Source organism: Thermogutta hypogea (genome assembly GCF_055386265.1).
In genome coordinates, this window is sequence record NZ_AP042425.1 from 4,284,462 (window position 1) to 4,309,024 (window position 24,563).

At 65.5% G+C, this 24,563-nt stretch carries 18 protein-coding genes and 1 CRISPR repeat array (1 of these 19 only partly in view); of the genes, 11 read left to right on the forward strand and 7 right to left on the reverse strand.

The genetic code is table 11. From position 1 onward, the window contains the following. Window positions 1-48 precede the first annotated feature (48 nt). The 3 genes from ACZ5B4_RS15440 to ACZ5B4_RS15450 all read right to left on the reverse strand — a co-directional run bounded on the left by ACZ5B4_RS15440 (window position 49) and on the right by ACZ5B4_RS15450 (window position 3,530). Window positions 49-918, reverse strand: a complete 870-nt coding sequence (locus tag ACZ5B4_RS15440; RefSeq protein WP_464912130.1) for a TIGR03936 family radical SAM-associated protein — start codon at window positions 916-918, stop codon at window positions 49-51. A 362-nt stretch (window positions 919-1,280) separates the two neighbouring features. Further along, the gene (locus ACZ5B4_RS15445; RefSeq protein ID WP_464912131.1) at window positions 1,281-2,417 is read right to left on the reverse strand and encodes a hypothetical protein; all 1,137 of its coding nucleotides are present in this window, start codon (window positions 2,415-2,417) and stop codon (window positions 1,281-1,283) included. A 27-nt stretch (window positions 2,418-2,444) separates the two neighbouring features. Further along, entirely contained in the window at window positions 2,445-3,530 is a 1,086-nt protein-coding gene (locus ACZ5B4_RS15450; protein ID WP_464911496.1) for an IS630 family transposase, read from the reverse strand. A gap of 347 nt (window positions 3,531-3,877) precedes the next feature. Between ACZ5B4_RS15450 and ACZ5B4_RS15455 the strand changes: the two genes are divergently transcribed. After that, window positions 3,878-4,813 carry an RluA family pseudouridine synthase gene (locus ACZ5B4_RS15455; protein WP_464912132.1) on the forward strand — a complete coding sequence of 312 codons (936 nt, stop codon included), beginning with the start codon at window positions 3,878-3,880 and terminating at the stop codon, window positions 4,811-4,813. A 359-nt stretch (window positions 4,814-5,172) separates the two neighbouring features. On the opposite strand, the gene ACZ5B4_RS15460 is transcribed toward ACZ5B4_RS15455, so the two are convergent. Further along, a complete protein-coding gene (locus tag ACZ5B4_RS15460; RefSeq protein WP_464912133.1) occupies window positions 5,173-7,203 on the reverse strand; it encodes a HAMP domain-containing methyl-accepting chemotaxis protein in 2,031 nt (676 codons plus the stop codon). 553 nt (window positions 7,204-7,756) lie between these two features. On the opposite strand from ACZ5B4_RS15460, the gene ACZ5B4_RS15465 reads away from it, so the two are divergent. The 3 genes from ACZ5B4_RS15465 (at window position 7,757) to ACZ5B4_RS15475 (ending at window position 12,922) form a co-directional block, all read left to right on the forward strand. Next, window positions 7,757-9,160, forward strand: a complete 1,404-nt coding sequence (locus ACZ5B4_RS15465) for a DUF362 domain-containing protein (RefSeq protein ID WP_464912134.1) — start codon at window positions 7,757-7,759, stop codon at window positions 9,158-9,160. 93 nt (window positions 9,161-9,253) lie between these two features. Further along, on the forward strand, window positions 9,254-11,809 hold the full coding sequence (locus ACZ5B4_RS15470) for an N-6 DNA methylase (protein ID WP_464912135.1): 2,556 nt from the start codon (window positions 9,254-9,256) through the stop codon (window positions 11,807-11,809). Between the two features lie 162 nt (window positions 11,810-11,971). Further along, entirely contained in the window at window positions 11,972-12,922 is a 951-nt protein-coding gene (locus ACZ5B4_RS15475) for an MBL fold metallo-hydrolase (protein ID WP_464912136.1), read from the forward strand. Between the two features lie 83 nt (window positions 12,923-13,005). Here ACZ5B4_RS15475 and ACZ5B4_RS15480 read toward each other — a convergent pair whose 3' ends face one another. The 3 genes from ACZ5B4_RS15480 to ACZ5B4_RS15490 form a co-directional block, all read right to left on the reverse strand. Beyond that, window positions 13,006-13,542 carry an HYExAFE family protein gene (locus ACZ5B4_RS15480; protein WP_464912137.1) on the reverse strand — a complete coding sequence of 179 codons (537 nt, stop codon included), beginning with the start codon at window positions 13,540-13,542 and terminating at the stop codon, window positions 13,006-13,008. An 89-nt stretch (window positions 13,543-13,631) separates the two neighbouring features. Continuing rightward, window positions 13,632-14,954, reverse strand: coding sequence for a histidine--tRNA ligase (gene hisS / locus ACZ5B4_RS15485; protein WP_464914034.1), 1,323 nt, complete (start codon window positions 14,952-14,954; stop codon window positions 13,632-13,634). Window positions 14,955-14,995: 41 nt separating this feature from the next. Continuing rightward, a complete protein-coding gene (locus ACZ5B4_RS15490; RefSeq protein ID WP_464912138.1) occupies window positions 14,996-15,553 on the reverse strand; it encodes a YkgJ family cysteine cluster protein in 558 nt (185 codons plus the stop codon). Window positions 15,554-16,037: 484 nt separating this feature from the next. Here ACZ5B4_RS15490 and cas3 point away from each other — a divergent pair, with 484 nt between their 5' ends. From cas3 to cas2, 7 genes are all read left to right on the forward strand, one after another. After that, window positions 16,038-18,443, forward strand: a complete 2,406-nt coding sequence (gene cas3 / locus ACZ5B4_RS15495; RefSeq protein WP_464912139.1) for a CRISPR-associated helicase Cas3' — start codon at window positions 16,038-16,040, stop codon at window positions 18,441-18,443. 32 nt (window positions 18,444-18,475) lie between these two features. Then, entirely contained in the window at window positions 18,476-19,198 is a 723-nt protein-coding gene (cas5c, locus tag ACZ5B4_RS15500; protein ID WP_464912140.1) for a type I-C CRISPR-associated protein Cas5c, read from the forward strand. 16 nt (window positions 19,199-19,214) lie between these two features. Then, window positions 19,215-21,032: a type I-C CRISPR-associated protein Cas8c/Csd1 gene (gene cas8c, locus ACZ5B4_RS15505; RefSeq protein WP_464912141.1), complete on the forward strand. Its 1,818-nt coding sequence runs from the start codon at window positions 19,215-19,217 to the stop codon at window positions 21,030-21,032. A gap of 104 nt (window positions 21,033-21,136) precedes the next feature. Next, on the forward strand, window positions 21,137-22,111 hold the full coding sequence (gene cas7c, locus ACZ5B4_RS15510) for a type I-C CRISPR-associated protein Cas7/Csd2 (RefSeq protein ID WP_464912142.1): 975 nt from the start codon (window positions 21,137-21,139) through the stop codon (window positions 22,109-22,111). 103 nt (window positions 22,112-22,214) lie between these two features. Next, complete coding sequence (cas4, locus tag ACZ5B4_RS15515) at window positions 22,215-22,967, forward strand: CRISPR-associated protein Cas4 (RefSeq protein WP_464912143.1); 753 nt, start codon at window positions 22,215-22,217, stop codon at window positions 22,965-22,967. Continuing rightward, a complete protein-coding gene (gene cas1c, locus ACZ5B4_RS15520; protein WP_464912144.1) occupies window positions 22,967-23,998 on the forward strand; it encodes a type I-C CRISPR-associated endonuclease Cas1c in 1,032 nt (343 codons plus the stop codon). Before cas4 ends, cas1c begins: the two co-directional genes overlap by 1 nt. Window positions 23,999-24,019: 21 nt before the next feature. Continuing rightward, window positions 24,020-24,310 carry a CRISPR-associated endonuclease Cas2 gene (gene cas2, locus ACZ5B4_RS15525; RefSeq protein ID WP_464912145.1) on the forward strand — a complete coding sequence of 97 codons (291 nt, stop codon included), beginning with the start codon at window positions 24,020-24,022 and terminating at the stop codon, window positions 24,308-24,310. A 239-nt stretch (window positions 24,311-24,549) separates the two neighbouring features. Then, window positions 24,550-24,563: a CRISPR direct-repeat array (repeat unit 32 nt); it runs 13,049 nt beyond the window's last position.

Here is a 24,563-nt window from a genome sequence, read left to right on the forward strand (position 1 = left end):
CGCGGGCGGATCGGGCGATCCCGGCTCGAAGTCTCCGCGGGGTGGACCTCATGAGGCAAGCTCCACGTCGGCACGGACCAGGGGGATGCCTTGCGATTCCAAGTCCTCCAGCCCCAGCACCGCGAGCACTTCCCGCGGGTGGAGCGAGCCTTGGGGATCGACCCGGAGGCTCATCCGCAAGACGCCGCCCTCGAGCGCCAGTTCCTCGACCCATTCCCGCAGCTCGAAGGTCTTGCCTCTCGCCGGGCGATGGATGGGGAACGAGGGGGAGGAGGCGACTTCGCGGAGGCGGGCTTGCAGAGCGGCTCGGCGCTCCGCCGGCACTTCCAAGCAATAGACGACCCTCTTTACCCGCGCGGGTGGGGCCGACGGCGGGAGCGGCTCGATCGAGCGGATCACCAGACCGGGGACCGCGTGCGACGCCAGACGCGCCGCCAACTCCTCCCCCGTCATCGCTTCCGCAAGCTCGACTTCGAGCACTTCGTGGACTCCCTCGATTCCCAGTGCCAGGGCCGACGGAAAGTTGAACCGCGGCTTGGGGTGGAACCCTTGACTGTACGCCGGTCGCACGCCCGCGCGTCGAAACAGCCGTTCCACGATCCGCGCCAAGTCGTGATGCCCGACGAACCGCAAATCCCCTTGTTTCGAAAAGCGAATACGCACTCGATGACGAACCCGGGGTTCGTCGCCCCCGCCGCTGCCGTGGGCGGCGGGGCCTCTTGGGATGAATGTATCGTGGTCGTGACTCGGATCGCACTCGGTCGGATCCTGCCGGAGGGAAGTGCCGGCTTGCCGCGAGGCGTGCGATGCGCCCTGCCGCTGCGGAAAATCGCCCGCCGCGGACGAAACCGCCGCCGAGCCTGCCTTTCCGCCCGCCAAGTCGCCCAGCCGGGCCTTTCCCTCAGCAAGGGCCTTCATTTCCGAGTGCTCACCGATGGATCAGACTCCTTGCATCTAAACAACGTCACCAAATCTCATATCCGTCGTGTTTTCCGAAACACCGGGTCGCCGTTCAACGGCCGACCGATGTCTTGTTCCCTATGGTGTCCCTTCAGGCTCGGATTTCGCGGTACCTCCGACCTTGGCGGAGGTCCATCCTAGCCCGAAAACGCCCCGCCACGCAATCCCTATACCACGGTCGGGAGGTAGCGTCTCTTGTCGCGTCTTGGGAAGAGGCCGGATTTTACAGGAGGGTATCTCGCCGTGGCCGCCCCGGCCGAAAAGCGGTCAGGACAATTTCCGAAAACTCGCCGCAAGCCACGCATTATAACGGATTTTCTTCAATCGAAACAGAAACACCCATCCAAGGGACCCCCATGTTTGGGGCAGATTCCCGGACCCGCGGGACGTTCCGGCAAATCCGTTCCCCCTTCCTTCGGTGGAAAATCATTTTCCGGAGCGTCGTCGGTGTCGGCATCCGCCGTTACCGCCGCAATCGCCTCGCCGGAAACCACGCCGTGGACCGCCGCGGTCGCCGCCGGTTCCGGGGTTGTCTCGGTGGACACCGGCTTGAAGCCCGACGAATGCCCCAGCAGCGGGACGCGGTGGTCGCCGATCCACGGGAAGAACGCCCCTTCGCCCAACTCGGCCGCCCAACGTCCCAGGCCGGGCGCGATCCGCCTTGGCGGAACCAACCACAGTTCGGGCCGCGCGTTCGAACGCCGGGCCTGATCTCTCGCCCCGTGCAGCACCCAGGCCGGGACCTCCGGGCCGACCGGCAGCAGCGTGACCTGAAGGATCCCCCACCGTGTCAAATCCCGCCACACTTCGGGCAAGACTTGGTCGAAGCGCCGCGCAAAGGCCAAGACCGGCTCCACTCCCCACGAGCGAAGGATCAAGGCGTCGAGAATCCGCTCCACCGCGAAGACATGGCTCGGCCGCGATCGCGCCAACCTCTCCATCCCGAAGGCGATCGGCCCACGATCCCAGCGATCCCGAAAAAGGTAGCATCGCGATTCGGGATCGGTCGCCCGCGCCCAAAACGTCACGATCTCGCCGGATATTTCGCGGATCGGACCGACCAGGCAGCCTTCCAACCGCGGGGAAATCCGCCGTGCCTTCCAATCCGCGGCGGAGATTCCCGCGGCGAGGGCGTGCCGCATGGCCGACGCGGTCGAATCGAGCACGCCGACGGGCAGGTCGCGGACCGCCGACCAATTCATGCCCGCGGACTCCAAGAAGGCCCTGGCTCGAACCGCCGCTTCGCCTTCCTGACGCAAGAGGCACTGGTGGCAGTACCCGGCCACGACTTCATCCGGAGACGGAGCTTCGCGGATACCGCCGTCCCCGGCATTTCGCTTCTCCACCGGACGGATGGGCCGGCAGGTGGCGTCGGTCACGCTTTCGGGCAAGGGGTCGGCCGACGATCGGTTTTCGCCTGATGCCCGGCGAGGCCCTCGCTTGTCGAGAAGCGCCATCTCCGCGGCCTCCGCTAGTGTAGTGTCTCACTCAGATGGGGCCTTATCCAGTGCGGCGCGGGCGCGACGGACTTTGGCGAGGATCGCCTCGGCCTTGGCCGTCCACGTGAAGCCCTTGGGATTGGCATTGTGATCGGCAATGTATTCATAGATCGCCCGTTCCAACTGCCGAACGCTCTTGAAGACGCCGCGGCGAATGCGGCGATCCGTGATGTCGCGAAACCAGCGTTCGACCAGATTCAGCCAGGAACTACTCGTCGGCGTGAAGTGGATGTGAAAGCGTTGGTGCCGTGCCAGCCACCGCTGCACCTTCGGATGCTTGTGCGTGGCGTAGTTGTCCACGATCAAATGCAAGTCGAGTTCGGGCGGCGTCTCCGCATCGATCTTCTTGAGAAACTTCAACCATTCCTGATGGCGATGTCGCGGCATGCACTCGGCGATGACCTTGCCTTCAGCCACCTCGATGGCCGCAAACAGCGTCGTCGTCCCGTGGCGTTTGTAGTCGTGCGTCAGCGTACCCAACCGGCCGGGATACAGCGGCAAACTTTTCTGCGTGCGATCGAGCGCCTGAATCTGGCTCTTCTCGTCGCAGGAGAGCACCAAGGCGTGTTCGGGCGGGTTGAGGTACAGGCCTACGAGGTCCACGACCTTTTCGACAAACCGCGGATCGTTGGAGACCTTGAAGGTCTTCACCAAGTGCGGCTTCAAGCCGTGGTCACGCCAAATGCGATGCACAGTCGCCTTGCTCACCCCCACGGCCTTCGCCATCGAGCGGGTCGACCAGTGCGTGGCGTTGGCGGGCTTCTCCTGCGTTGTCTTGCGGAGGATCTCCGCCTCCTTGGCGGCGCGGACCTTCGGTCTGCGACCGCCGCGCGGCTTGTCCTTGTCGAGGCCCGCCAGACCCGCCTCCAGGAAGCGGGTCCGCCACGTTCCCACCGTGCGACGCGTGCAGCCGAGTTCGGCGGCAATCTCGTCGTTACGCTTGCCCGCCGCCGCGGCCAGGACGATCTTGGCACGCAACACCACGCGTGCCGGCGTGCTCCGACCCCGCGACCATTTCGTCAGCGTCGTTCGTTCCGCGTCACTCAACTCGATGGCTTTCGCAACTCGCATGGCGTCATCCTCCTCGGTCTAAGAGTGAGACGCCTGCGGCCATAGATAAGTTCCCTCAATTACAAGACACTACACTAGGAACGAAGAGAAGCCAACGCAGTTTTGCCTATTATTAGAGAGCCTTTCCCCGGGCAAGGCAAGATCAGCGATAATCCCAGGCTTGGGGGCCCGTGCGAGCCTCGGGCATCAACCGGAGGTGAACGGCGGAATCCCTGACGCCGCGTCGCGATTTCGGTTAAGCTGAAGAAATCCGCGCGGCGGATATGCCGGAATCAGCGAGGTCGTGGCCTTCCATCATGCACTCTTTCGGTGAACGAGTCTTTCGGGTCCTTCCGCGCCAGGAGGGGATGACGCTGGCGGCCGCCCTCCGCGAATGGCTGCCGTCGCTCTCGTGGTCGCAGGCGAAGAAGCTGATCACGGGCCGCTATGTGCAGGTGAGCGGCAACACGTGCCCGGACCCGGCCCGGCGGCTGAAGCTGCAAGACGTCGTCAAGCTGGCGGCTCGGCCCGCCGCGCCCCCGCCCGGCCCACGCGATGTCGCCGTCATTCACCTGGACGAGCACCTCGTGGTTGTGGACAAACCTTCGGGAATGACCACGAATCGGCATCGGGAAGAGTTGGACGCGTCGCGGCGACGCCGGCAATTGCAGCCCACGCTGGACGAGCTTTTGCCGCACATCCTTGCCAAGATCGAGGGCAAGCGGAGGAAGGGACCTCCCCTGCCCGTCCGCGCCGTGCATCGCCTGGATCGCGATACCAGCGGTTTGATCGTATTCGCGCGCACGGCCGAAGCGGAACACGGGCTGATGGAACAGTTCCGCAGGCACACCACGACGCGAAAATACCTGGCCTTCATTCCCGGCTACTTGGCGGCGCAGACGTTTAGCAGCCGTTTTGTGCGGGATCGCGGCGACGGGCGGCGCGGCAGTACGCCCCGGGAAGGCGAGGGCAAGCCGGCCGTCACCCATATTCGGCCGATCGAGCGGATCGGCGACTACACCCTCTTGGAATGCCGGCTGGAGACCGGGCGGACGCACCAGATTCGCATCCACTTGGCCGAGGCGGGGCACCCCGTCTGCGGCGAAACCATCTACAATCGCCCGCTCTACGGCAAACCGATCGAAGACCGCAGCGGCGCCCCACGCCTGGCCTTGGCGGCCGTCGAGTTGGGTTTCATCCACCCCGTGACGGGCGAGGCGATGCACTTCGAGGTCCCGTTGCCCAAGGACCTCAACGATTTCCTCTACGAACTGCGGCGCCGCCGCTTCACGCGCGCAAAGTGAAAACCGAAACCGCCGGCGCAAGCCGGCGGCGAAGAACTACGACGCCCGTGAGCCACCGGCGTTAGCCGGCGGTGAATCTCCTGGAGCCACCAGCGTAAGCTGGTGGTGATGTCAGCAGATGGCGAATGCCGGGCAGCGCCGTAGACACCTCCAGCTTACGCTGGAGGCTCCAAATTGGAATTATGGACGAAAAATTAGCGCGCCCCGTGAGCCACCAGCGTGAGCTGGTGGTGAAACCCCTGGAGCCGCCGGCGTGAGCCGGCGGTGGAATCGCCGCGGGGGAATTCCCGATCGGGGTCGGCGTTCCACCTCGGGCTTCCGCCCGAGGCTCCCAGGGTTACGCCCCAGTCTTGCTCACGTCACGTGGCGACGGTCTGGCGGACCTTGAACCGGCCGACGAGGTCGCGGAGGGCCGTCGACTGCGCCCCCAGCTCCTCGCTGCTGGACGCCAGCTCCTCGCTCCCCGCCGCCGCCTGTTCCACCACCTGGCTGATGTTCTGGATCGCCTTCGAGACCTCCTCCGCCGTGCTCGCCTGCTGCACGGTGGCCGAGGCGATCTCCGAAATTTTCCCCGCCGTCGTCTGGATGCCTTGCACGATCTTCTGGAAGGCGTCGCCCGTCTGCTGGCTCAATTCGGCCCCTTCCTCCACGCGGGCCGTCGATTCACGGATCAGCTTGGTGATCTCGCCCGCCGCCTGGTTGGAGCGCTCGGCCAGCTTGCGGACCTCGTCGGCGACGACGGCGAAGCCCATCCCGTGCTCGCCCGCCCGCGCCGCCTCGATCGCCGCGTTCAACGCCAACAGGTTGGTCTGGCCGGCGATCTCCGAAATCACCTGAATAATCTCCGCGATCTGCTGCGAACTGCCGCGGATGAGATGCATGGCTTCGATCGACTTGTTGACCGCCTGGCCGCCTTCGCCGGCCAATTGGGCGGCCTCCCGGGCCAAACCGTTGGCCTCCTCGGCCGCCGCCTTGACCTGCTCCACCACCCGGGCCAACTCCTGCATCGAGGCCGACACCTGCTCCACGCTGGCGCTCTGTTCCTGGGCGCCCGAGGCCAGGCTCTGCGAGGCCTCCGACACCACCCGCGATCCCTCCGTGAACTGCTCGGCGCTGGCGCGGACCTCCGCGATAATGGCCTCCAATTTGTCGCAGAATACGTTGAAGTATTGCGCCAGCTCGCCGATCTCATCCTTCGAGGCTACCTCCAATCGTTTGGTCAGGTCGCCTTCACCCTCGGACACGTCCTTCAGCAGGGCCACCGTCTTTTGCACCGGCCGGATGATGCTCTGGGCGAGGAAGAGGCCAAGAATCAACGACAGCACCACGCCCACCACCGCGGCGCCGACGCCAATACTCTTGGCGAAGCCCGCCATGGCGATATTCTCTTGCCCCATCTTTGCCGCCTCACTCGTCCACATATCGGCGATCTTGGTCAGTCGTTCCTGTTCGGCATCCATCTTAACGCGGCAGACGTCCATGGCCTGACGCTGCATCTGGTCTTTCAGGGACTGGACCTGGTTGATCTGCTTATGGTTGATCTCCTCCAGTTTTTGGAATTGGGCGAGACAAGCCTCGGCCATGCCCGCCACCTGGGCATCGACCTTTTTCGCGAATTCCGCATCCGACCGATCGAGTTCGTTGAAGGCCTTTTCATAGGCGTCCGCCATCGCGTTGACCTGCTTGACCAACTCGTCCAGGGCCTCGGTGGTCAGGCCCACACGCGGCAGCAATTCTCGCAACTTGGCGGCGTCTGCTTGGAATGCTGCGCGAGCCTCGGCCATTTGCCGCCGGGCGGCCTCGAAGCCCTCGGCATCACCGCCGCGAATCATGGCATTCTTGGCCCTTGTCATGTAATCGTGGTACTCAGAGCCCAATTTCGTCGTCATGTAACGGCAGACGTACAAATTGGTGGCCAAGTTCTCTCGCTTGCCGGAGGCGTCCGGGGCGGTCTTGCCCAACAAGTCGTCGAACTGGCGGGAGAGATCGAAGAAGGCATCGTTGGCCTGCTTGGTAGCGTCGTACTCGGCCGCGAATTCCTGCCAAATCTTGACCTCTTCGTCGAGTTGTTCAAGCGGCTCGTATTCCTTGCGGGCGGCGGCGAATTCCTCGCCTACCTGATCCAACTGCGTGTATTGCCGCTGCCGGCTCTCCAGGTCCAGATCGAAGTTGAGCAGCGTGCGTTGGATTCGCATGATTTGCTCGAACGCCAGCTCCATGGCCTGGGTGGTCTTTACACTGGGAATTGCCGTGTTGGCCAAATCTTCCACGCCGCGGCCCGTGGTGCTCAGGCCGTAATAGCCGATGCCGCCCACCGCGGCCGTGATCAGGGCCACCAGCCCGAACCCGCCCAACAACTTCGCCTTGATACTCAAATGCGACAACTTCATGCGGACACCTCCAGACAGCGATCACGTGTTATGAACCGCGAGGAGGCCGTCCCTGGCCCCGGTTCCCAATCCAACCCGGACGCATCCTGAGTCCATGACTGAAAAAACTTAGGTCGCGAAACGGGACCGTGGCGCGGCGCGGTGAAGAAAAAATGGCGGGAAATCGGGGCCGCCCGGGCGCATCCGGCGCGGTTGTAACGAGAATGCACCGGAATCCCCCAGGTCAGTGCATCGCCTGGAGCCGCCGGCGCAACCCGGCGGTGGTGTCAGCAGTTGGGGAATGCCGGGCAGCGCCGTAGACACCTCCAGCTTACGCTGGAGGCTCCAAATTAGAATTATTGGCGAAAAATTAGCGTGTCCCCGAGCCACCGGCGTAAGCCGGTGGTGGAAGCGCCGCGCGCCCCCCCGAGCCACCAGCGTTAGCTGGTGGTGAAAAACTGCGCCGCGCCCCTGAGCCGCCGGCGCAAGCTGCTGATGCAACCTTGGCGCGGCGATGTTATATTGACGGCGGGGTTTTCCGCTTTTTTCATCGTCTTTGCGGGAGGACCGGGACATGAGCGCATCGCCGTCATCCAAGCAAACCGAATCGCGCGAACCGCCGTTCGCGACCGAATCACCGGCCTGGGATCGCGTCAATCGCCGCCGCTTCTTGGGCGGGACCGCGCTCCTGACGGGCGTGGCGGCGGGGACGCTATTGCGGGCGGAGTCCGTCGCCGAGCGGCCGATCCCCCTGCAACCGGTCGGCAAGGCGCATGGCATCCATCCCGGCCGCGTGGTCTGGGTCCACGATCCCGGCGCGGTTCGCTGGAACGGCCCCCAGGACGGCCCGTGGTGGACCGGCGACCACGTCTCGCAAAAACGTGTCGACGCCATGCTGAAGGAGGCGATTTGCCACACGGCCGGCGAGGGCGAACTGCCGGCGGCTTGGCAGCGCATCTTCGCCCATCTCAACCGCAAACGGGGCAAGGGCGAGCAGGGCTACCGACCCGGTGAAAAGATTCTGATCAAGCCCAATTGGGTCGGCATGATCTACCGCGAAAACATCGTCGATCCCGACACCTACCGCTTCATGCGGCGGGAAAACTACATGAACACCTCGCCCCACATGCTGTTGGCGCTGTTGGGACAATTGATCGACGGAGTGGGCGTTCGGCCGGGCGACATCACCATCTGCGATACCCTGGCCTATTTGGTGCACGAATACTACGACATCCTGCACGGGGCGTATCCGGACGTCCGTTACGAAGACTACGCCGGGAAATTCGGCCGCATCCAAGTCCGCACGTCGGAGGTGCCGCTCTATTGGAGCAACCGCCCGGCGGGCGCCGCGCAGGACTATCTGCCGACCTGTTTCGCCGAGGCCGACTATCTGATCAACTTCGCCAATTTCAAGGCCCACAGCGGGGCCGGGGTCACCCTGTGCGCCAAGAACCACTACGGCTCGCTGGTCCGCTGGCCGGTCCAAGAGGGCTACTACGACATTCACCCGAACTGCTTCTCTACCGCTTCGGCGATCTATCGCCCGCTGGTGGATTTGATCGGGCACGCCCATCTGGGCGGCAAGACGGCGTTGTACCTGATCGACGGCTTGTTCAGCGGCGTTCATCCCAAGGACCCCGAACCGCAGCGGATGCACATCCCGCCCATGGAGGACGGGTGGTCGTGCAGCCTCTTCGCCTCGCAAGATCCGGTGGCGATCGACTCCGTGGCCTTCGACTTCCTTTGGGCCGAGGGGACGCCCTTCCCGCGAAAAGGCGGCGTGGACGACTATTTGCACGAAGCGGCCCTGGCCGAGTCCCCGCCTTCCGGCACGTTCTACGACCCCAATCACGCCGAACCGACGGAGCGTTTGGCGAGCTTGGGCGTCCACGAGCATTGGAACGACGTTCGCGAGAAGAAGTACTCTCGCAACCTGGGGACGGGCGAGGGCATCGAGCTGTTTCCCGTAACGATGTGAATGACCGCGGCGGCATGAGTCTGGGACGCCGGCCCGAGGTGGAAGTGCCTCCGGGGTCGCCGTCGCCGCCGTGGATCGCGGCGTGGGAGTTTCATGACCGAGCAGGCAGGGATGAACGCTCCGGCTCCGTTCGACGCCGACTCGCCCGCGGCCGGGCCGGAGCAACTCCGCCGCCTGTTCGCCCGGCGAGGCGTGTTCGCGGGTTTTCTCCGGGAGATGTGGTCGGGCATGGAGCGCCGGCCGGACCTCGTGACCCGGCTGGCGGACGGGATCGGGCTCGTTCCGCAATCGGCCGAGGCCGTGCACGTCCGCCGTTGGGCCGAGCGATGGGGCATCACCTTGGCCGAGGACCGTCGCCCGGCGTTCCTCGCGGTCTGTGAAGCGGCCTTCGCCTTGTGGGTCCAATGGACCACGTGGTGCCTGGCGGCCTGCCGATGGGAGAGCCGCGGAGGGCGATTGCCCGACGGCGCGTGGCAGCGCTTGGTCGATCCCGCGGCGCCGGCTGCATGGGAGTCGGGCGCCGCAGGCGACCCCTGCGCGGAGGCCGTGGGAACGGACGCGCCGCTTTTCGCCGTCCTCGACCCCGAGGGATGGTTTTTGGGAATCCGCGAGGTCTGGGACGCGAGCGTCTCCGCGTCCGCCGCGTTTTGCCTGGAGCGACTGCGCGGTGTTTGCGCGCGGCACGTCCGCAGCGCGACCGGCCCGATCTTCTGCGACTGGTGGCGGCCGGCCTACGAGGCCTGTTTTCCCAAACCCCTGCGGCTGGCCCGGGGCGAGTTCTACACGCCGCCGTGGTTGGCGGAGCATGTGCTGCGGGAGGCGGGCTACCGCGACCGGCCCGGCGCGACGCTGTTGGATCCGTGCTGCGGGTCGGGCGCATTCCTGCTGGCGGCGCTGCGGGTGACGGCCGCAGATGCTTGCGAAGATCGGCCGGGGGCAGTCCTCCGCACGCTGCGAGATCGTTCCCTCCGCGGTATCGACTGCCGGCCGCTTGCGGTTCTGATGGCCCGGGCGAACTATGTGTCGGCCCTGATCGAAGCCCAAATGGCGGAAGCGAACGGCCGACCGGCGCGTGCTCGCCCGTGGATCGAGCAATCTTGGCGTCCGCCCATCCATCGGGCCGACCTGTGGGACCTGGCGGCGCCGGGGGGCGGCGGGGGATCCGCCGTCCGACGGTTACCCGCCGGTTTCGTCCCGCCCGGCGGCTTCGATTTCGTGGTCGGCAATCCACCCTGGCTGATGTGGGACCGTCTGGATGATGCGGAGCGGCGGCGTTTGCTGCCGATCCTGAACGCATTGGGCGAGCTGGATCTGACCGCCCGCGAGTTCCGGCACGGGGGCGCCAAACGCGACTTGGCGGGATTGGTGGTGCGGTTCTGCGCGGAACGGCTGACCGCCGAAAACGGCTCCGTGGCGATGGTGATACCGCTCAGCCTGTGGGGAAATCCGGCCGCGGGGCGGGGCTTTCGCCGCTGGCTCTCCGCCCAGCCCGATCGGCTGCGGGCGAGCGCCGTCGATGACCTGTCCGCGGCGGCCGTCTTCCCCGGGACGAACCGGCGGACCGCCGTGTTGTACATCGCGAAGGGAAACGCGGGAAACGGTGCCGAGCCTGTGCTGCGGTATCGCCGTTGGCTGCCGGCCGGCGGCGGCAAGGGCGGGGCTTCCGGCACGTGCCGCACGCGACGACCGGCTTCGCCCGGCGGCTTTCGCGTCGAGTCGGCGGCGGCGGCCTTGTCGGAAATCGCCGAGCGGCCTCCGGCCCGCGCCGTTCTGCCCCGGGAAATCGCGGAGCTCGCCCGGCGATGGACCCCGGCGTGCGACTACACCGCCTACTTGGGCGCCAATACCGGGGGAGCCAACGGCGTCTATTGGCTCCGCTTATTGGAGCGAGACGGGCCGACGGTGTGGGCCGAAAACCTGCCGGAACGCGGCCGCTTGCAGGTCCCGCGTTGCCGCATCCGTTTGGAGGCGGAATTGCTCTTCCCCTTGCTCCGCTGGCAAGACGTTCGCGAATACGCGGCGTCTCCCAGTCTCCACCTCTTGATGGTGCAGGACCCGTTGCGGCGGACGGGCCTGCCCGAGGAAACCTTGGCCCGCGCATATCCCCTCATCCACGACTACCTGCGGCGGTTCGAAACGTTGCTGCGCGGCCGGGCGGCGTATCGCAAGCTGCAAAGCCGCGGCCCGTGGTATTCGTTGTACAACGTCGGTCGCTACACCCTCGCCGCGCACAAAGTGGTGTGGCGGCGGATGGACCGGCGGGTGCGGGCGGCGGCCGTCGGGCCGATCGACGATCCGTTCCTGGGTCCGCGACCGGTCATTCCGCAAGAGAGCTGCGCGTTCATTCCGGCCGATGCGCCGGAAGAGGCGCGGTATCTGGCCGTGCTTTTGAACGGCCCGGCCGGGCGGCTGCTGAGCGCCATGCAACTGTGCCGCGGCGGCAAGGGTTTCGGCTCGCCCGGCATGATCCGAACCTGGCCCTTGCCGCGCTATTGCCCGGAAAATCCGCGGCACCGCGAGGCGGCCGACGCCTACCCCGCGGACGGTACGCCGTCGCGAGCGGCCGACTACGCCGCCGGGGCCGTGCTGGGATGGACGCGCGACGAAGTCGATCGGATCGCGGACGCCCTGGACCGCTGGGAAAGTTGATCGGCCGAGCCGAAACGCCGGCCGGCGTGCGCCGGTCCTCGGGACGCCGCTCCCTTCCGGGCGTAAGATAAATGAGGTTGCGGCGAGCACGGCCGGCGTCGCCCTGCAAAAGAAACGGCCGCCGCGCGAGTCGCCGGGATCGTCGCGGCGCGAAGGAGCAACATGTTCGTCTATCAGCAAGGACTCCGTTTGACGGTCGCCGATCTGGCGATCGACACGCGGCGGCGGCACGCCCGGGCGTTCGTCTCGCACGCCCACTCCGATCACATCGCGCGGCACGAATACGTACTGTGCACCGCCCCCACGGCGGCCTTGATGGAACATCGGTTGGGAAAACGCACGGTCCGCATCATGGAGCCGGGCGAACCGATCTCTTGGGCGGGCGTGACCCTGACGGCCCTCCCCGCCGGGCATTGCCTGGGCGCCGCCATGCTCCGTGTCGAGGCGGACGGGCGATCGCTCCTCTACACCGGCGATTTCAAGCTCAGCCCCTCCGCCACCGTGGCCGCCGCGGAGCCGACGCGGGCCGATATCCTCATCATGGAAAGCACCTTCGGCACGCCGGAATACCGCATGCCGCCGCAAGAAGAGGTTTTGGCGCGCCTCGACGATCTGCTACGGAGAACCCTGGAGAGCGAGGCCGTTCCCGTCGTCGAGGCCTATTCGCTGGGAAAAGGGCAAGAGATCACCCGCCGCCTGCACGAGCTGGGTTACCGCGTGGTGCAGCATCCGCACGTCTGGGCCGTCAGTCGCATCTACGAATCCTTCGGCGTGAAGCTGGGGCGGTATCGGCCATGGGACGGCGCGATCGAGCCGGGCGAGGTGGCGGTGGTGCCCCCTCGCAGTCGACTGGAGATTCCCCGACGCCGCCAAGTTCGCGTGGCCGTCACGGGCTGGGCCGTCGATCCCGCCGCCAAGTACCGCCTCGGCGTCGATCACGCCCTGCCCCTCTCCGATCACGCCGACTACGACGAACTGCTGGAGATGGTGGAACGGGTGGCGCCGCGGGTGGTGTATTGCACGCACGGCTCCGAGGAGTTCGTCAATCGCCTTCAAGAGCTGGGCTGGGACGCCCGACCGTTGGGCCGATCCACGCAGCGGCGGCTGTTCTGATCGCCCGGTGAGACGCGGGGACGCGGGGAAACGCGGACGCCCGCAGGACGCTCCCCGGCGGAAACGCAGCGCAGCGGGCCGGCTCAAGCGACGCTCGCCGTGTCGGGCAGGCCGAGCATTTGCCGCATCGGCCGGGCCAAGCGGCGAAACGCGCCTCCCGATACGGCCAACGTGTCCCAGCGGGGCGAGATCAGCCGGGCGGATTCGCGATACGCACTCAGTTCCACCGCCAAGAATCCGTACTCGCGATCGCGGAACGTGAAAAGCTCCTCCGGGGCGACCGGCAGGCGCCGACCGACCCGCTCAAAGGCGAACACGAACAGCCCGCGAAACCCCTCGCCGAACAGCCGCTCCCATTCCGCCAGGCTCTCCAGATCGTCGCGCGTGGACCAGTTCTTCCAATACTGATGGTGCTCGTCGCCGGAGGGAAAACGGCGGCCCTTGATGTCCACCAGCCAAGCGAAACCGCGGGGCGAGGCCACGATGAAGTCGAGGCTTTTCAGGGAGCGCCCGTCGGCCATCACGGCGCGGCGGGCCTCGTCCACGGCGACGTAGGGGACGCCCTCCGCCCGCAAGTAGGCTTCGAAGGCCGCTTCGTAGTGATTTCCCCGATCGGCCATGTCGGAATCTCCCCCTTCGGCCGCGATACGGAGGCCCGATCTCCCATCGCCGCCGACGCTCGTAAGCATAGCAGCCGCCTCGCCGGCGATCAATCGAGCATCCGCCGCAGGGCCGCGATCAATTCCGCGGCATCGTCTTGCAGGGGGACCTCGACCTGGTTGCCGGACTTCAGGTCCTTGATCCGGCAGCGGCCGGCTTGGAACTCGTCTTCACCCAGGACCAGGGCGACGCGATGCCCGCGGCGATCGGCGTATTTGAGCTGCTGGGCCAGCTTCTTCGGTTCGGGGTAGAACTCGACGCCCCAACCCGCCGCCCGAATCAGGGCCGCCAATCGCAGGTAATCGTTCCGCCGCGTGCTTTCGAAGAAGGGGAGGAAGACCGGGGCGGGCGTTTGCACGCCCTCGATCATGCCCAGCTCCTCCATCGCGGCGAGCAAGCGGTCCAATCCCAGCGAGGCCCCCACGCCGGGCAACTCTTGCCGCGTGAACAGGGCCGCCAGGTTGTCGTACCGCCCTCCCGAGCAAACGCTGCCGATGCCCGGCAGGGCCTCCAAAAACGTCTCGTAGATCGTGCCCGTGTAGTAATCCAGCCCGCGGGCGATGGAAACGTCCACGCGGAAACATTGGGGCCGGGCCGCCGCGCCCACCGCCGATAACAGGTCCCGCAATTCGGCGACTCCTTCCTCGCCCAAGGGGCTGCCGCGGACCAACTCCTCCAGGCCGCAAAGCACCTCTTCGTTCTCACCGCGGAGGGAAGTCAATTCCAAGACCCGACGGGCCTGCGACTCGGTCAGTCCGGCCGCGGTTTGCATTTCCCGGCAGACAGCCTCGAGACCGATCTTGGCCGATTTGTCCAGCGCCCGCAGGATCGGCACCGCCCGATCCCGCAGCCCCAGCACGTCCAACAGGCCGTTGAGGACCTTGCGATTGTTGATATGGACGCGAAAGTCCTCGAAGCCGATCGCTCGCAACAAGTCGTGGATGACCAACGCGGTTTCGATGTCGGCCTGCACGCTGCGGGTGCCGACGGTATCGAAATCGCACTGCATGAATTCGCGGTAGCGTCCCCGCTGCGTGTTCTCCCCCCGCCACACCGTCGCCAAGTGATAGCGTTTGAACGGCGTCCCCAGTTCGTTGAAATGCTGGGCGATGAATCGGGCGAGGGGCACCGTCAGGTCGAAGCGGAGGGCCACGTGCCGGCCGCCGTGGTCCTGGAACTGGTAAAGCTGCTTATCCGATTCCTCGCCGCCCTTGCCGGAGAGGATCTCCAGGTATTCCAGGGCGGGCGTGTCGATGGGCGCGTATCCGTAGGAGCGGTAGACGCGGCGGGCCGTCTCCAGGATCCGCTCGCGCGGAATCATGATGTGCGGCGGATAGTCGCGAAAGCCTTTGAGCGTGCGGGGCGTAATGATCGACGTCATGGCGGTCGAGTTAGGCGAAGAATCAGGGCAAATCAGGCGGTGGGCGCGGCACGCTTGGAACGTCGTCGTCGGCCGTTCGATCGCGCGGCCCCGTTTCCCTCTCCCGCCGCCGGCGACGGGAGGACGGTCAACACCGGCAGGACCGAGTCGGGAGACGCTTCCCGCGGACGCGGGCCGAGCAACGCCTCGGCGTATTCCTCCACCTGCTGCGGGACCTCGAACAAGCGGTCGTACACCGAATCCTCCTCGAACTCGCACTGGTCCGTCGAGTAATCGCGACAGATCTTGGGCCGTGTGGGATAGATGCCGCACAGCCCGTCCGGCCGCAGCTCCCGGCAGGTCGTGTAGACCATCAGGTACCAGGTATCCGCGTCGACGAAAACCGCCGTCTGCTCGTGCAGCAAAAACCAGCGGACGGTGTCGAACTCGTCCCACGTGGTCGGCGTGTCGATATGCAGCGCAATATAGTGGCAGCACTTGGCGGGGCAGTGCAGACAGAGATTGGTCCCCGCGGGAAAATCGGCCCGGCGACGGCTCCGCCCCCGCGCGCCGTTCCGCCTCAGCCAGTAATTGGGGGGAGGATGCGTCATCGCGTGCTTCCCTTTGCGGTCCCGCGAAAAGTGCCGGGGAAACGGCCCCCGCGATCGGAGGCGTGCTTGCGACCGCCGTCGCGGCAGTCTCCGCCCCGGCTCCGACCCGGGCCTCTCCCTTCCGTGAGCTTACCGCGTTCTCGTTCCCGCGATAAGGGCGGGCACCGTTTCTCCGGCCTCGGCTCGTGCCGGCGGCCGGTACGCGCGGTAGCCTTCGCGTCGTCGAGAAGCAGCTCGCGCTCGCTCTGACGCCGGAGGCTCTCCGTCGCGCTCGCCCTTTCCTAACCAGCGCCGCATGGAAAACGCACGGGGTTGGACCTATGTTGTCCAAGCCCCGATTTACATTGCAAGTTCGGCCGGCGGCAACCCTGGGCCGAGGAAGCAGGGACCCTTTCGGCCGCAGATGGGTTATCAACGCACCCCGTGCGGCGTACTTTATGGAGGAACGAACCCGATCCTCAATGGGCCTCAAGGCGCGCACGCGATGACAACCGACGGCTTTCCTGACTATCTGGCTCACAGCGCCAACGCCGGCGGCCGAGGCGTTTCCGAACCGCTCCGCGAACATCTGCTGCGCGTGGCGGAGCTGGCGCGACGCTTCGCGGAGCCGTTTTCGTGCGAATCCCAGGCTCACACCGCGGGATTGCTGCATGATGTCGGCAAGTACGGCGATCCGTTTCAACGGTACGTTCGCGGTCAGGCGCGACGCGGCGGCAACCATGCCGTGCCGGGAGCGGTGCTCGCGGCCCACATGTATGGCAAGGCCGGCCTCTTCCCCGCCGTGGCGATCGAGGGCCATCACGGCGGCGTCACCTACTTGCCCTGCACGGCGAGGGATTACGCCAAGCACCGGCTCGACGACTTCGACAAAACGCCGGCCAAGTTCACGATCACGGATTTCACCGAGTTGAAGAGGCGGATGGATCGGGACGGCCTGAGCCTGCCCGAGGCCGTGAGCGGACTCGCACCCAGCGGCAAGCTGATCGCCGACATGCTGGACGCGCGGATGCTGTACTCGGCCCTGGTGGATGCCGACCATACGGCGACGCAGGGCCATTTCGACGGCGACGCCGAAACGCCCTATCGTCCCCCGGCGGAATGCCCGCCCTTGGACCTCGCGCAGGCGATTCAGGCCTTCGAGGCCCATTTGGAATCCGTCCGCGGCCGACCCGGCAACGCCGATTCGCCCATGCGAGCCTTGCGCGAGACGCTGCTCGAAGACTGCCTTGCGGCCGCCGCAGCGCCGACCGGTCTCTTCACGCTCTCCGCCCCGACCGGTTCGGGAAAGACCCTCGCCATGCTGGCCTTCGCTTTGCACCACGCGCGGCACCACGGACTGCGGCGGATCGTCGTCGTGCTCCCGTATCTCAACATCATCGATCAGACGGCCAAGGAGTATCGCGAAATCTTCAGTGAACGGCGGGGCTTCGATCCCGGCGTCGTCCAAGAACATCACAGCCTGGCGGAATACGGTCGCGACGGCGCGGAACACCGGCCCGACCTCCCCGGCGATCCCGAGCACGACGACGCCGAGGAGCGCGAAAGCGCGTCGCGGGCCTTGGCCTCGAACTGGGACGCCCCGATCATCGTGACGACCACGGTGCAATTCTTCGAATCGCTGTTTTCGGCCCGGCCCTCCCGCTGCCGCAAATTGCATCGCTTGGCCAAAAGCGTGATTCTGTTCGACGAGGTCCAGACGCTGCCGCCCAAACTGGCCGTCGCCACGCTGGCGGCGCTGTCGCGGCTGGCACAAGCGGACGGCCCGTACGGTTCCAGCGTGCTTTTCGCCACGGCCACGCAGCCGGCGTTCCAAACGCTGGAGCGCCGCATCGCGCGGTACGCCCCCGGCGGTTGGCGCCCTCGGGAAATCGTGCGGCGACCGGAGCGGCTCTTTTCCGCGGCGGCCGGCCGCGTCCGGACCGTGTGGCGGCACGAGAGGCCCCTCGCGCTGCAAGACTTGGCCGCCGAGTTGCAAGGGCACGACCGGGTGTTATGCGTCGTCAACCTGCGGCGTCACGCGGCCGAGTTGGCCAAGCTGCTGCGCGACAGCGGCGACCGACACGTCCTCCATCTCTCCACGAACATGTGTCCCGAGCATCGCCGTCGCGTCTTGAGCACGGTCAACGAGCGCCTTGCAAAACGACGGCCGATCCGTCTCGTCGCCACCCAGTGCGTGGAGGCCGGCGTGGATCTGGACTTTCCCGCGGTCTATCGGGCGATCGCCCCGCTGGAGTCCCTGGTGCAAGCGGCGGGACGCTGCAATCGCCACGGCGCCGAAAGCCCCGGCAAAGTCGTCATTTTTCGCGTCGCCGACGAGCGAAGCGAATATCCTCCCGACTATAGGTATCCGGTCGGAATAACCCAAACTCTATTAAAACAGCTAAATATCACCCAAGACGCCCAAGACAGTGGCATACTTTACGATCCCAGCACAATGAGCACATATTTCGCATCGCTCTACAAAACCATCGGACGAGACGAATCAGAGAATTATCCGTCCGACGAGCAAGCCTTGTGGCAAGCGATCGACGCCGGCCGATTCGACGAAGTGGATCGTCTCTATCGATTGATCCCCGATGTTACGATCAACGTGGTTACGACGTATAACCCGGAGGAGACGGAAAAATTGGCGGCGGAGCTGGACCGCGCGACCGACCGCAAGGGGGATTGGATCCGCGATTGGATCCGCCGCGCGTCGCCGTATGCGGTCTCGATGTTCCGGCCGCCGCAAGGCTCCGGCCTGGCGAACCACTTGCAACCGATCGCCTTTTTCCCTCGAGCATCGGCGGCATCGGAGGAGAGTACTTGGTACATGGCCTTGCCGGGATTGCCGTACGACGACTTGCTGGGACTGGTTGCGTCCGAGGAATCGAACGATTGGCTCATCTGAATCGTGGGAATCTTACCTAGGAGGTTCCACTCATGGCGGCACGACGTCATACCTTGGAGGTCTGGGGCGATTTCGCGTGCTTCACCCGCCCCGAAATGAAGGTCGAGCGTTACTCCTACCCCTGTCCCACGCCCAGCGCGGCTCGGGGGATCTTCGAGGCCGTCTACTTCAAGCCCCAGTTCCGCTGGCAGGTGGATCGCATCGAGATCCTTTCCGAGATCGCGTACATCGGGCTGCGGCGGAACGAGACCAAGGAGAAGATCAGCGAGGCCGACGTGAAAAAGTGGATGCGCGGCACGGCCGAGCCGAAGCCGATCCTGGCCGACGGCGACCCCGAGCTTACCGGCTCCGCCGGCAAGGGCCGCACGCAACGGCAGACGATGGCCCTGCGGAACCCCCGGTTTCGCATTACCGCCCACATCGTGCCCCGGCCCGGATACGAAGATCAGCAGGCCGCCTACGATGCCCAATTCGCCCGCCGTGCCTCCCAGGGAAAGTGCTTCTATCAACCGGCCTTCGGATGCCGCGAATTCGCCGCCTTCTTCAAGTTGCTGGAGGAAGGCGAGCTGCGGACGCCGGCCCGCGACCATAACGAAGACCTGGGCTGGATGCTCTACGACGTCTTCGATTTGGACCGCGTGAACGACTGCTCGGCCCCGCCCTTCATCACGCTCTTCCGCGCCAGAATCGAGCACGGCGTCTTGGAGGTCCCGCCGTACGACAGCCCCGAAGTCCGCAAACCCGTGATCGCCTGAGCAGGAGCCTACGACCATGTTGCACCATCTGGCGGAGTATGCCCGCCGCGAGAACCTGAGCGTCATCCCCGGGCTGAAACCCAAGACCGTCCGTTGGCTCCTCGTTTTCGACGAGCACGGGCAATTCCTATCCGTCGTGGACTTGACGGGCGGCGACAAGAGGTCCAAGGGCCGCGAGTTCCCCGCCTGCCCCGAGGTCGCACAGGCCTGGTTGCAAGGCGGCGGTCGGGCCAACTTCCTCGTCGAGGCCCTCTCCACCTCGGCCCTGTTCACCAAGGAAGATCCCCCCGACGCGAAGTCCGTCCGCAAGAACCAGTTCTTCGTCGATCTCCTCAAGCAAGCGGCCGCGACCGTCCCCGAGCTGGGTACCGTTGCTCAAGCCTTGCAGTCCTCGAACGTTCTCGATCAAATCCACGATGCCCTCAGGAACGCCAAGGCCAAACCCACCGATTCGGCCACCGTCGCCCTGGCCGCCTCGAACGGCGGGCAGCGCATCTTCGTCGGCGAAGACTCCTGGCACGGCTGGTGGCAAGACTTCCTGCAATCCATCAAGGAGGATCGGAGCGAATCCCAATCCGCTAAACGCAGCTCCGGCAGGCAATCCAAACCCAAGATGTTGGATCTGCTGACCGCCACGCCCGTGGTACCGCTACTCACGCACAACAAGATCGAAAAGCTCAGCGATGTGGGCGGGCTGGCCACCGGCGACTCGCTCATCGGGTTCGACAAGGACGCCTACACCTCCTTCGGGCTGGACCAGGCCGAAAACGCCGCCATGTGCGAGGACAGCGCCAAGACCTACATCACGGCGCTGAATCACATCATCGCGCACCGCTGCCGCCGCTTGAGCACCGTCAAGGTCGGCTTTTGGTACAGCGGCCGCGTCCCCGAAGAGCTGGATCCGCAAAACGACTTCGGTTTGAGCGCTTTCGGACCGGCCGCCGAGGACGAGGAGGAAAGCTCGGGGGACGCTGCGGAACGGCATCAAGCCGAGTCGTGTGCCCGGCGAGCCTTGGATGCCATCCGTAGCGGCAGACGGCCCGACCTGAAGGATTATCGCTACTATGCCATCACGCTCTCGGCGAACAGCGGGCGGGTGGTGATCCGCGACTTCACGGAGGGGAGATTCGAGGAATTCGCCCAAAACGTCGATCGCTGGCTGACGGATCTCGCCGTCGTCGATCGCGAAGGCCGCATCCAGGAGCAATTTCGTTTCACGCAACTCTTGGCCGCGCCGGTCCGCGAACTCAAGGAAGCTTCGGCGCCTTTGACGACGACGCTCTGGCGGAGCGCCGTCCGCGGCCTACCCATCCCCCACACCGTGATGGCCCAGACCCTCCATCGCGTTCGCCTCGACTTCATCCAAGGCGAATCCCCGCGTGTCGCCCGACTGGCGTTACTCAAGGCCTTTGTCAATCGTAATGAAAGGTTGCCCAAGATGAATCCCGAACTGAATCCCATGGAAAATCACCCCGCGTACGTCAGCGGCCGAATCATGGCCCTCCTGGCCGGCATCCAAAATACGGCCAATCCCAACGTTGGGGCGGGTGTCGTTCAGCGGTATTACGCCGCGGCCAGCGCCACCCCCGCCTTGGTCCTGGGACGCCTGGTTCGCACCGCCCAAATCGCCCACCTGCCCAAGATCGAGCAGGAAGGCCTCCGTTACTGGTTCGAAAACCAACTCGCGGAACTTTGGTCGCGACTGCAAACCGCTCCGCCCCGTGCCCTCACGCTGGAGGAGCAGACGCTGTTCGCGATGGGCTATTACCACCAACTGGCCGCCCGCGCCAAACCCGTCAAGAACGGCGAGCCGGCCTCGACAACCGCGGAGTGACCGATCGGCAGATCCCCGTTCCCAAACCACGCTCCGCTTCCCCTCACCGCGAGGGCGCGGAGGCAAATCACGAACCCCGTTTCACGATCTCGGAGTCTTAAATCATGTCGCACACCATCCAAAACCGCTACGAGTTCCTGTACCTCTTCGATTGCGAGAACGGCAATCCCAACGGCGATCCCGATGCCGGCAACGCCCCCCGCATCGACCCGGAGGACATGCACGGCCTGGTCTCCGACGTCGCCGTCAAACGCCGCATCCGCAACTACGTGCAGCTCGCCAAGGGCAACGCCATGCCCAATGCCATCTTCGTCGAGCATGCCTGCAACTTGAACAAGCACATCACCCGCGCCCACCAAGAGGCCAACGGTGAACTCCCCAGCGGCAAGAGCGGCAACAAAGACGCCGTCAACGAGGCCCGCAAGTGGATGTGCCGCAACTTTTACGACGTCCGCACCTTCGGCGCCGTGATGTCCACCGGTCCCAATGCGGGCCAAGTCCGCGGACCGGTTCAGGTCACCTTCGCCCGATCCGTCGATCCCGTCTTGCCGCTCGACGTTTCCATCACGCGCATGGCGGTCGCCGAGGACGTCAAGAGTGCCCAAAGCTGGCAGGATTACGAAAAGTGGGAGGCCGAGCAACAGGAGGACAAGCTCCGCACCATGGGCCGCAAGTCGCTCATCGCCTACGGCCTGTACGTCGGCAAGGGCTTCATTTCCGCCCACCTGGCCGAACAAACCGGCTTCACCGCGGACGACCTCAAACTCTTCTTCGACGCCTTGCTCAACATGTACGACCACGATCGCTCCGCCAGCAAAGGGCGGATGTCGGTCCGCCGGCCGGTGTTCGTCCTCAAGCACGTGGGCACGGATTCCAATCCCGAGCAACGAGCCGCCCAAGCCAAACTGGGCTGCGCGCCCGCCTACCTCCTGTTCGAGCAAATCGTTGAGGTCTCCCGCAAGGACGGCGTGCAGGTCCCCCGCTCCTTCGACGATTACCGGGTCACCGTTCACGAGGATAAGATCCCCGCGGGCACGGAGCTGCTCCGCCTCCCCGAGGACATGGACAAGCTCACCTAATCGCACGGCCCGCGCCGCCGGGGTCAACCGGTGTTGCCTCCAAAGTAGGCCGTCTCAGCTCCGCCGCAGTAAGCCGGCGGCGCCGCGTTCCCGAACATAGCCGGTGCCGCCGGCTTCGGTCGGCGGCGCCGCTTTGCCGCCCGCAAACCCGGACCTGCCGGTACAATCCGGCGTCGATCCCGTCATGTATCCCGAAGACGAACTCATCCCGATCTCCGCCTTGTCGCAGTACACGTACTGCCCCCGACGCGCCGGCCTGATCTTCGTCGAACGCCAGTGGGCCGACAACGTCTTCACCGTACAAGGCCGACACGTCCACGAGCGCGCCCACCGCCCCGCCGATACCCGCTCGGACGGCCGGCGCGTCGTCCGCGGTCTCTACCTCAGCTCCGCCCGGCTGGGACTCTTCGGCATCGCCGACGTCGTCGAGTTCCCCGACCAGGATCCCATCACCGACGTTACCATCGTCGAGTACAAACGCGGCAAGCTCACGCCCCGACGCAAGCTCGAATACGAGGTCCAACTCTGTGCCCAGGCCCTGTGCTTGGAGGAAACGCTCAACCTCGACCTCCGCCGGGGATGCCTGTTCTTCGCCCTCTCCCATCGCCGCGTTGAGGTCGAGTTCACCCCCGAGCTCCGCCAAGCCGTGGAGTCCGCCGCGCAGCGCATGCACGAAATGATGCGGACCGCCGCGGTACCCCCGCCTCAACTCGGACCCAAGTGCCGGGGTTGCTCTCTCCGCGACCTCTGCCTGCCCGAAATCAGCGTCGGTCGCAATGCCGCCGCCTATCTCCGCCGGCTCACGAACGACGACCCAGCCCCGCCGTCGCAGCCCCATCGGAATGGAGACTCCTGATGAAACACCACCTCAACACCTTATTTATCTGCACGCAGGGCGCCTACCTCAAAAAGGACGGCGAAGCCGTGGCCGTTCGCATCGAACGCAAAACGCAACTCCGCTGCCCCTTCATCAATCTCGGCGGCCTCGTCTGCTTCGGGCGCGTTTCCGTCTCGCCCCCCCTCCTCGGCGCCCTGGCTCGCAACGGCATTTCCGTGGCCTTTCTTTCCGAGTACGGCCGACTCCTCGCCGTCACCCGCGGCTTCACACCCGGAAACGTCCTCCTCCGCCGCCAACAATACCGTTGGGCCGACAGCCCCGAGCGTTCCGCCGAAGTCGCCCGCGCCTGCGTCCTCGGCAAACTGGCCAATTGCCGCACCGTCCTCCGCCGCGCCGCCCGCGAACACCGCGACCCCGCCGCCGCCCAGGCCCTCGACGCCGCCGCCGACCGCCTCCAAGAATCCCTGGAGATGCTCCGCCGGCCGCTGCCCCTCGATACCGTCCGCGGCATCGAAGGCGCTGCCGGAGCCGACTACTTCGCCGTCTTCGGCCGCCTCATCCAATCCACCGATGGCCGCTTCGCCTTCACGACCCGATCCCGACGCCCGCCCCGCGATCCCGTCAACGCGCTCCTCTCCTTCGCCTACTCCCTCTTGCTCAACGACGTCCGATCCGCCTGCGAAGCCGCCGGGCTGGATTCCTCGGTCGGATTTCTCCATCGCGACCGACCCGGGCGACCAGGCTTGGCCCTCGACCTGATGGAGGAACTCCGGCCCCTCATCGCCGATCGCGTCGTCCTCAACCTCATCAACCGCCGGCAAATTCGCCCGCAAGACTTCCAATGGCAACCGTCCGGTGCCGTCCTCCTCTCCGACAAGGCCCGCCGCACCCTCCTCCAAGTCTTTCAGGAACGCAAAAGCGAGGTCGTCACCCACCCCTTCCTGGGCGAAAAGATGACGCTCGGGCTGGTCCCGCACATCCAGGCTCGCCTCCTGGCCCGCTTCATCCGCGGCGATACCGAGGCCTATCCGCCCTGCGTATTACGCTGAATCCCTTCACGGAGCCTAACCATGATGGTCCTCGTTACCTACGATGTCTCCACCAAGGACAAAGCTGGCGCCCGCCGACTCACGCGCGTCGCCAAGAAGTGCCTCGACTTCGGCCAACGTGTGCAAAACTCCGTCTTCGAGTGCTCCGTGACCCCCGAGCAGTGGACGAACCTCCGCCGCGACCTCATGGAGCTCATCGACCCCGACCAGGATAGCCTTCGCTTCTATTTCCTCGGCGCGAATTGGAAACACCGGGTGGAACACATCGGAGCCAAACCGTCGATCGATCCGGACGGGTTGCTCCTGATCTGACGGACGGAATCGGCCGGCCCTTGCACTGGGGGACGCCCCCGCAGGTACGCCGCGCAGTCCATTCGCGAACCCCGACCGGTGATGGAAATCCAGCCGTTTCGCGTGTGCCGGAAATGGCGCATAATATGATAGTTGTGGGATACGCCCCGCCGTGTCTCGTCGGTGCGACCGGTATTTTCGGCAAGGTTCGCGAAACCCCTCGCGAAAATACCGAAAATACAAGCAGATACGACGAGGCAGTCGCCCTCTACGC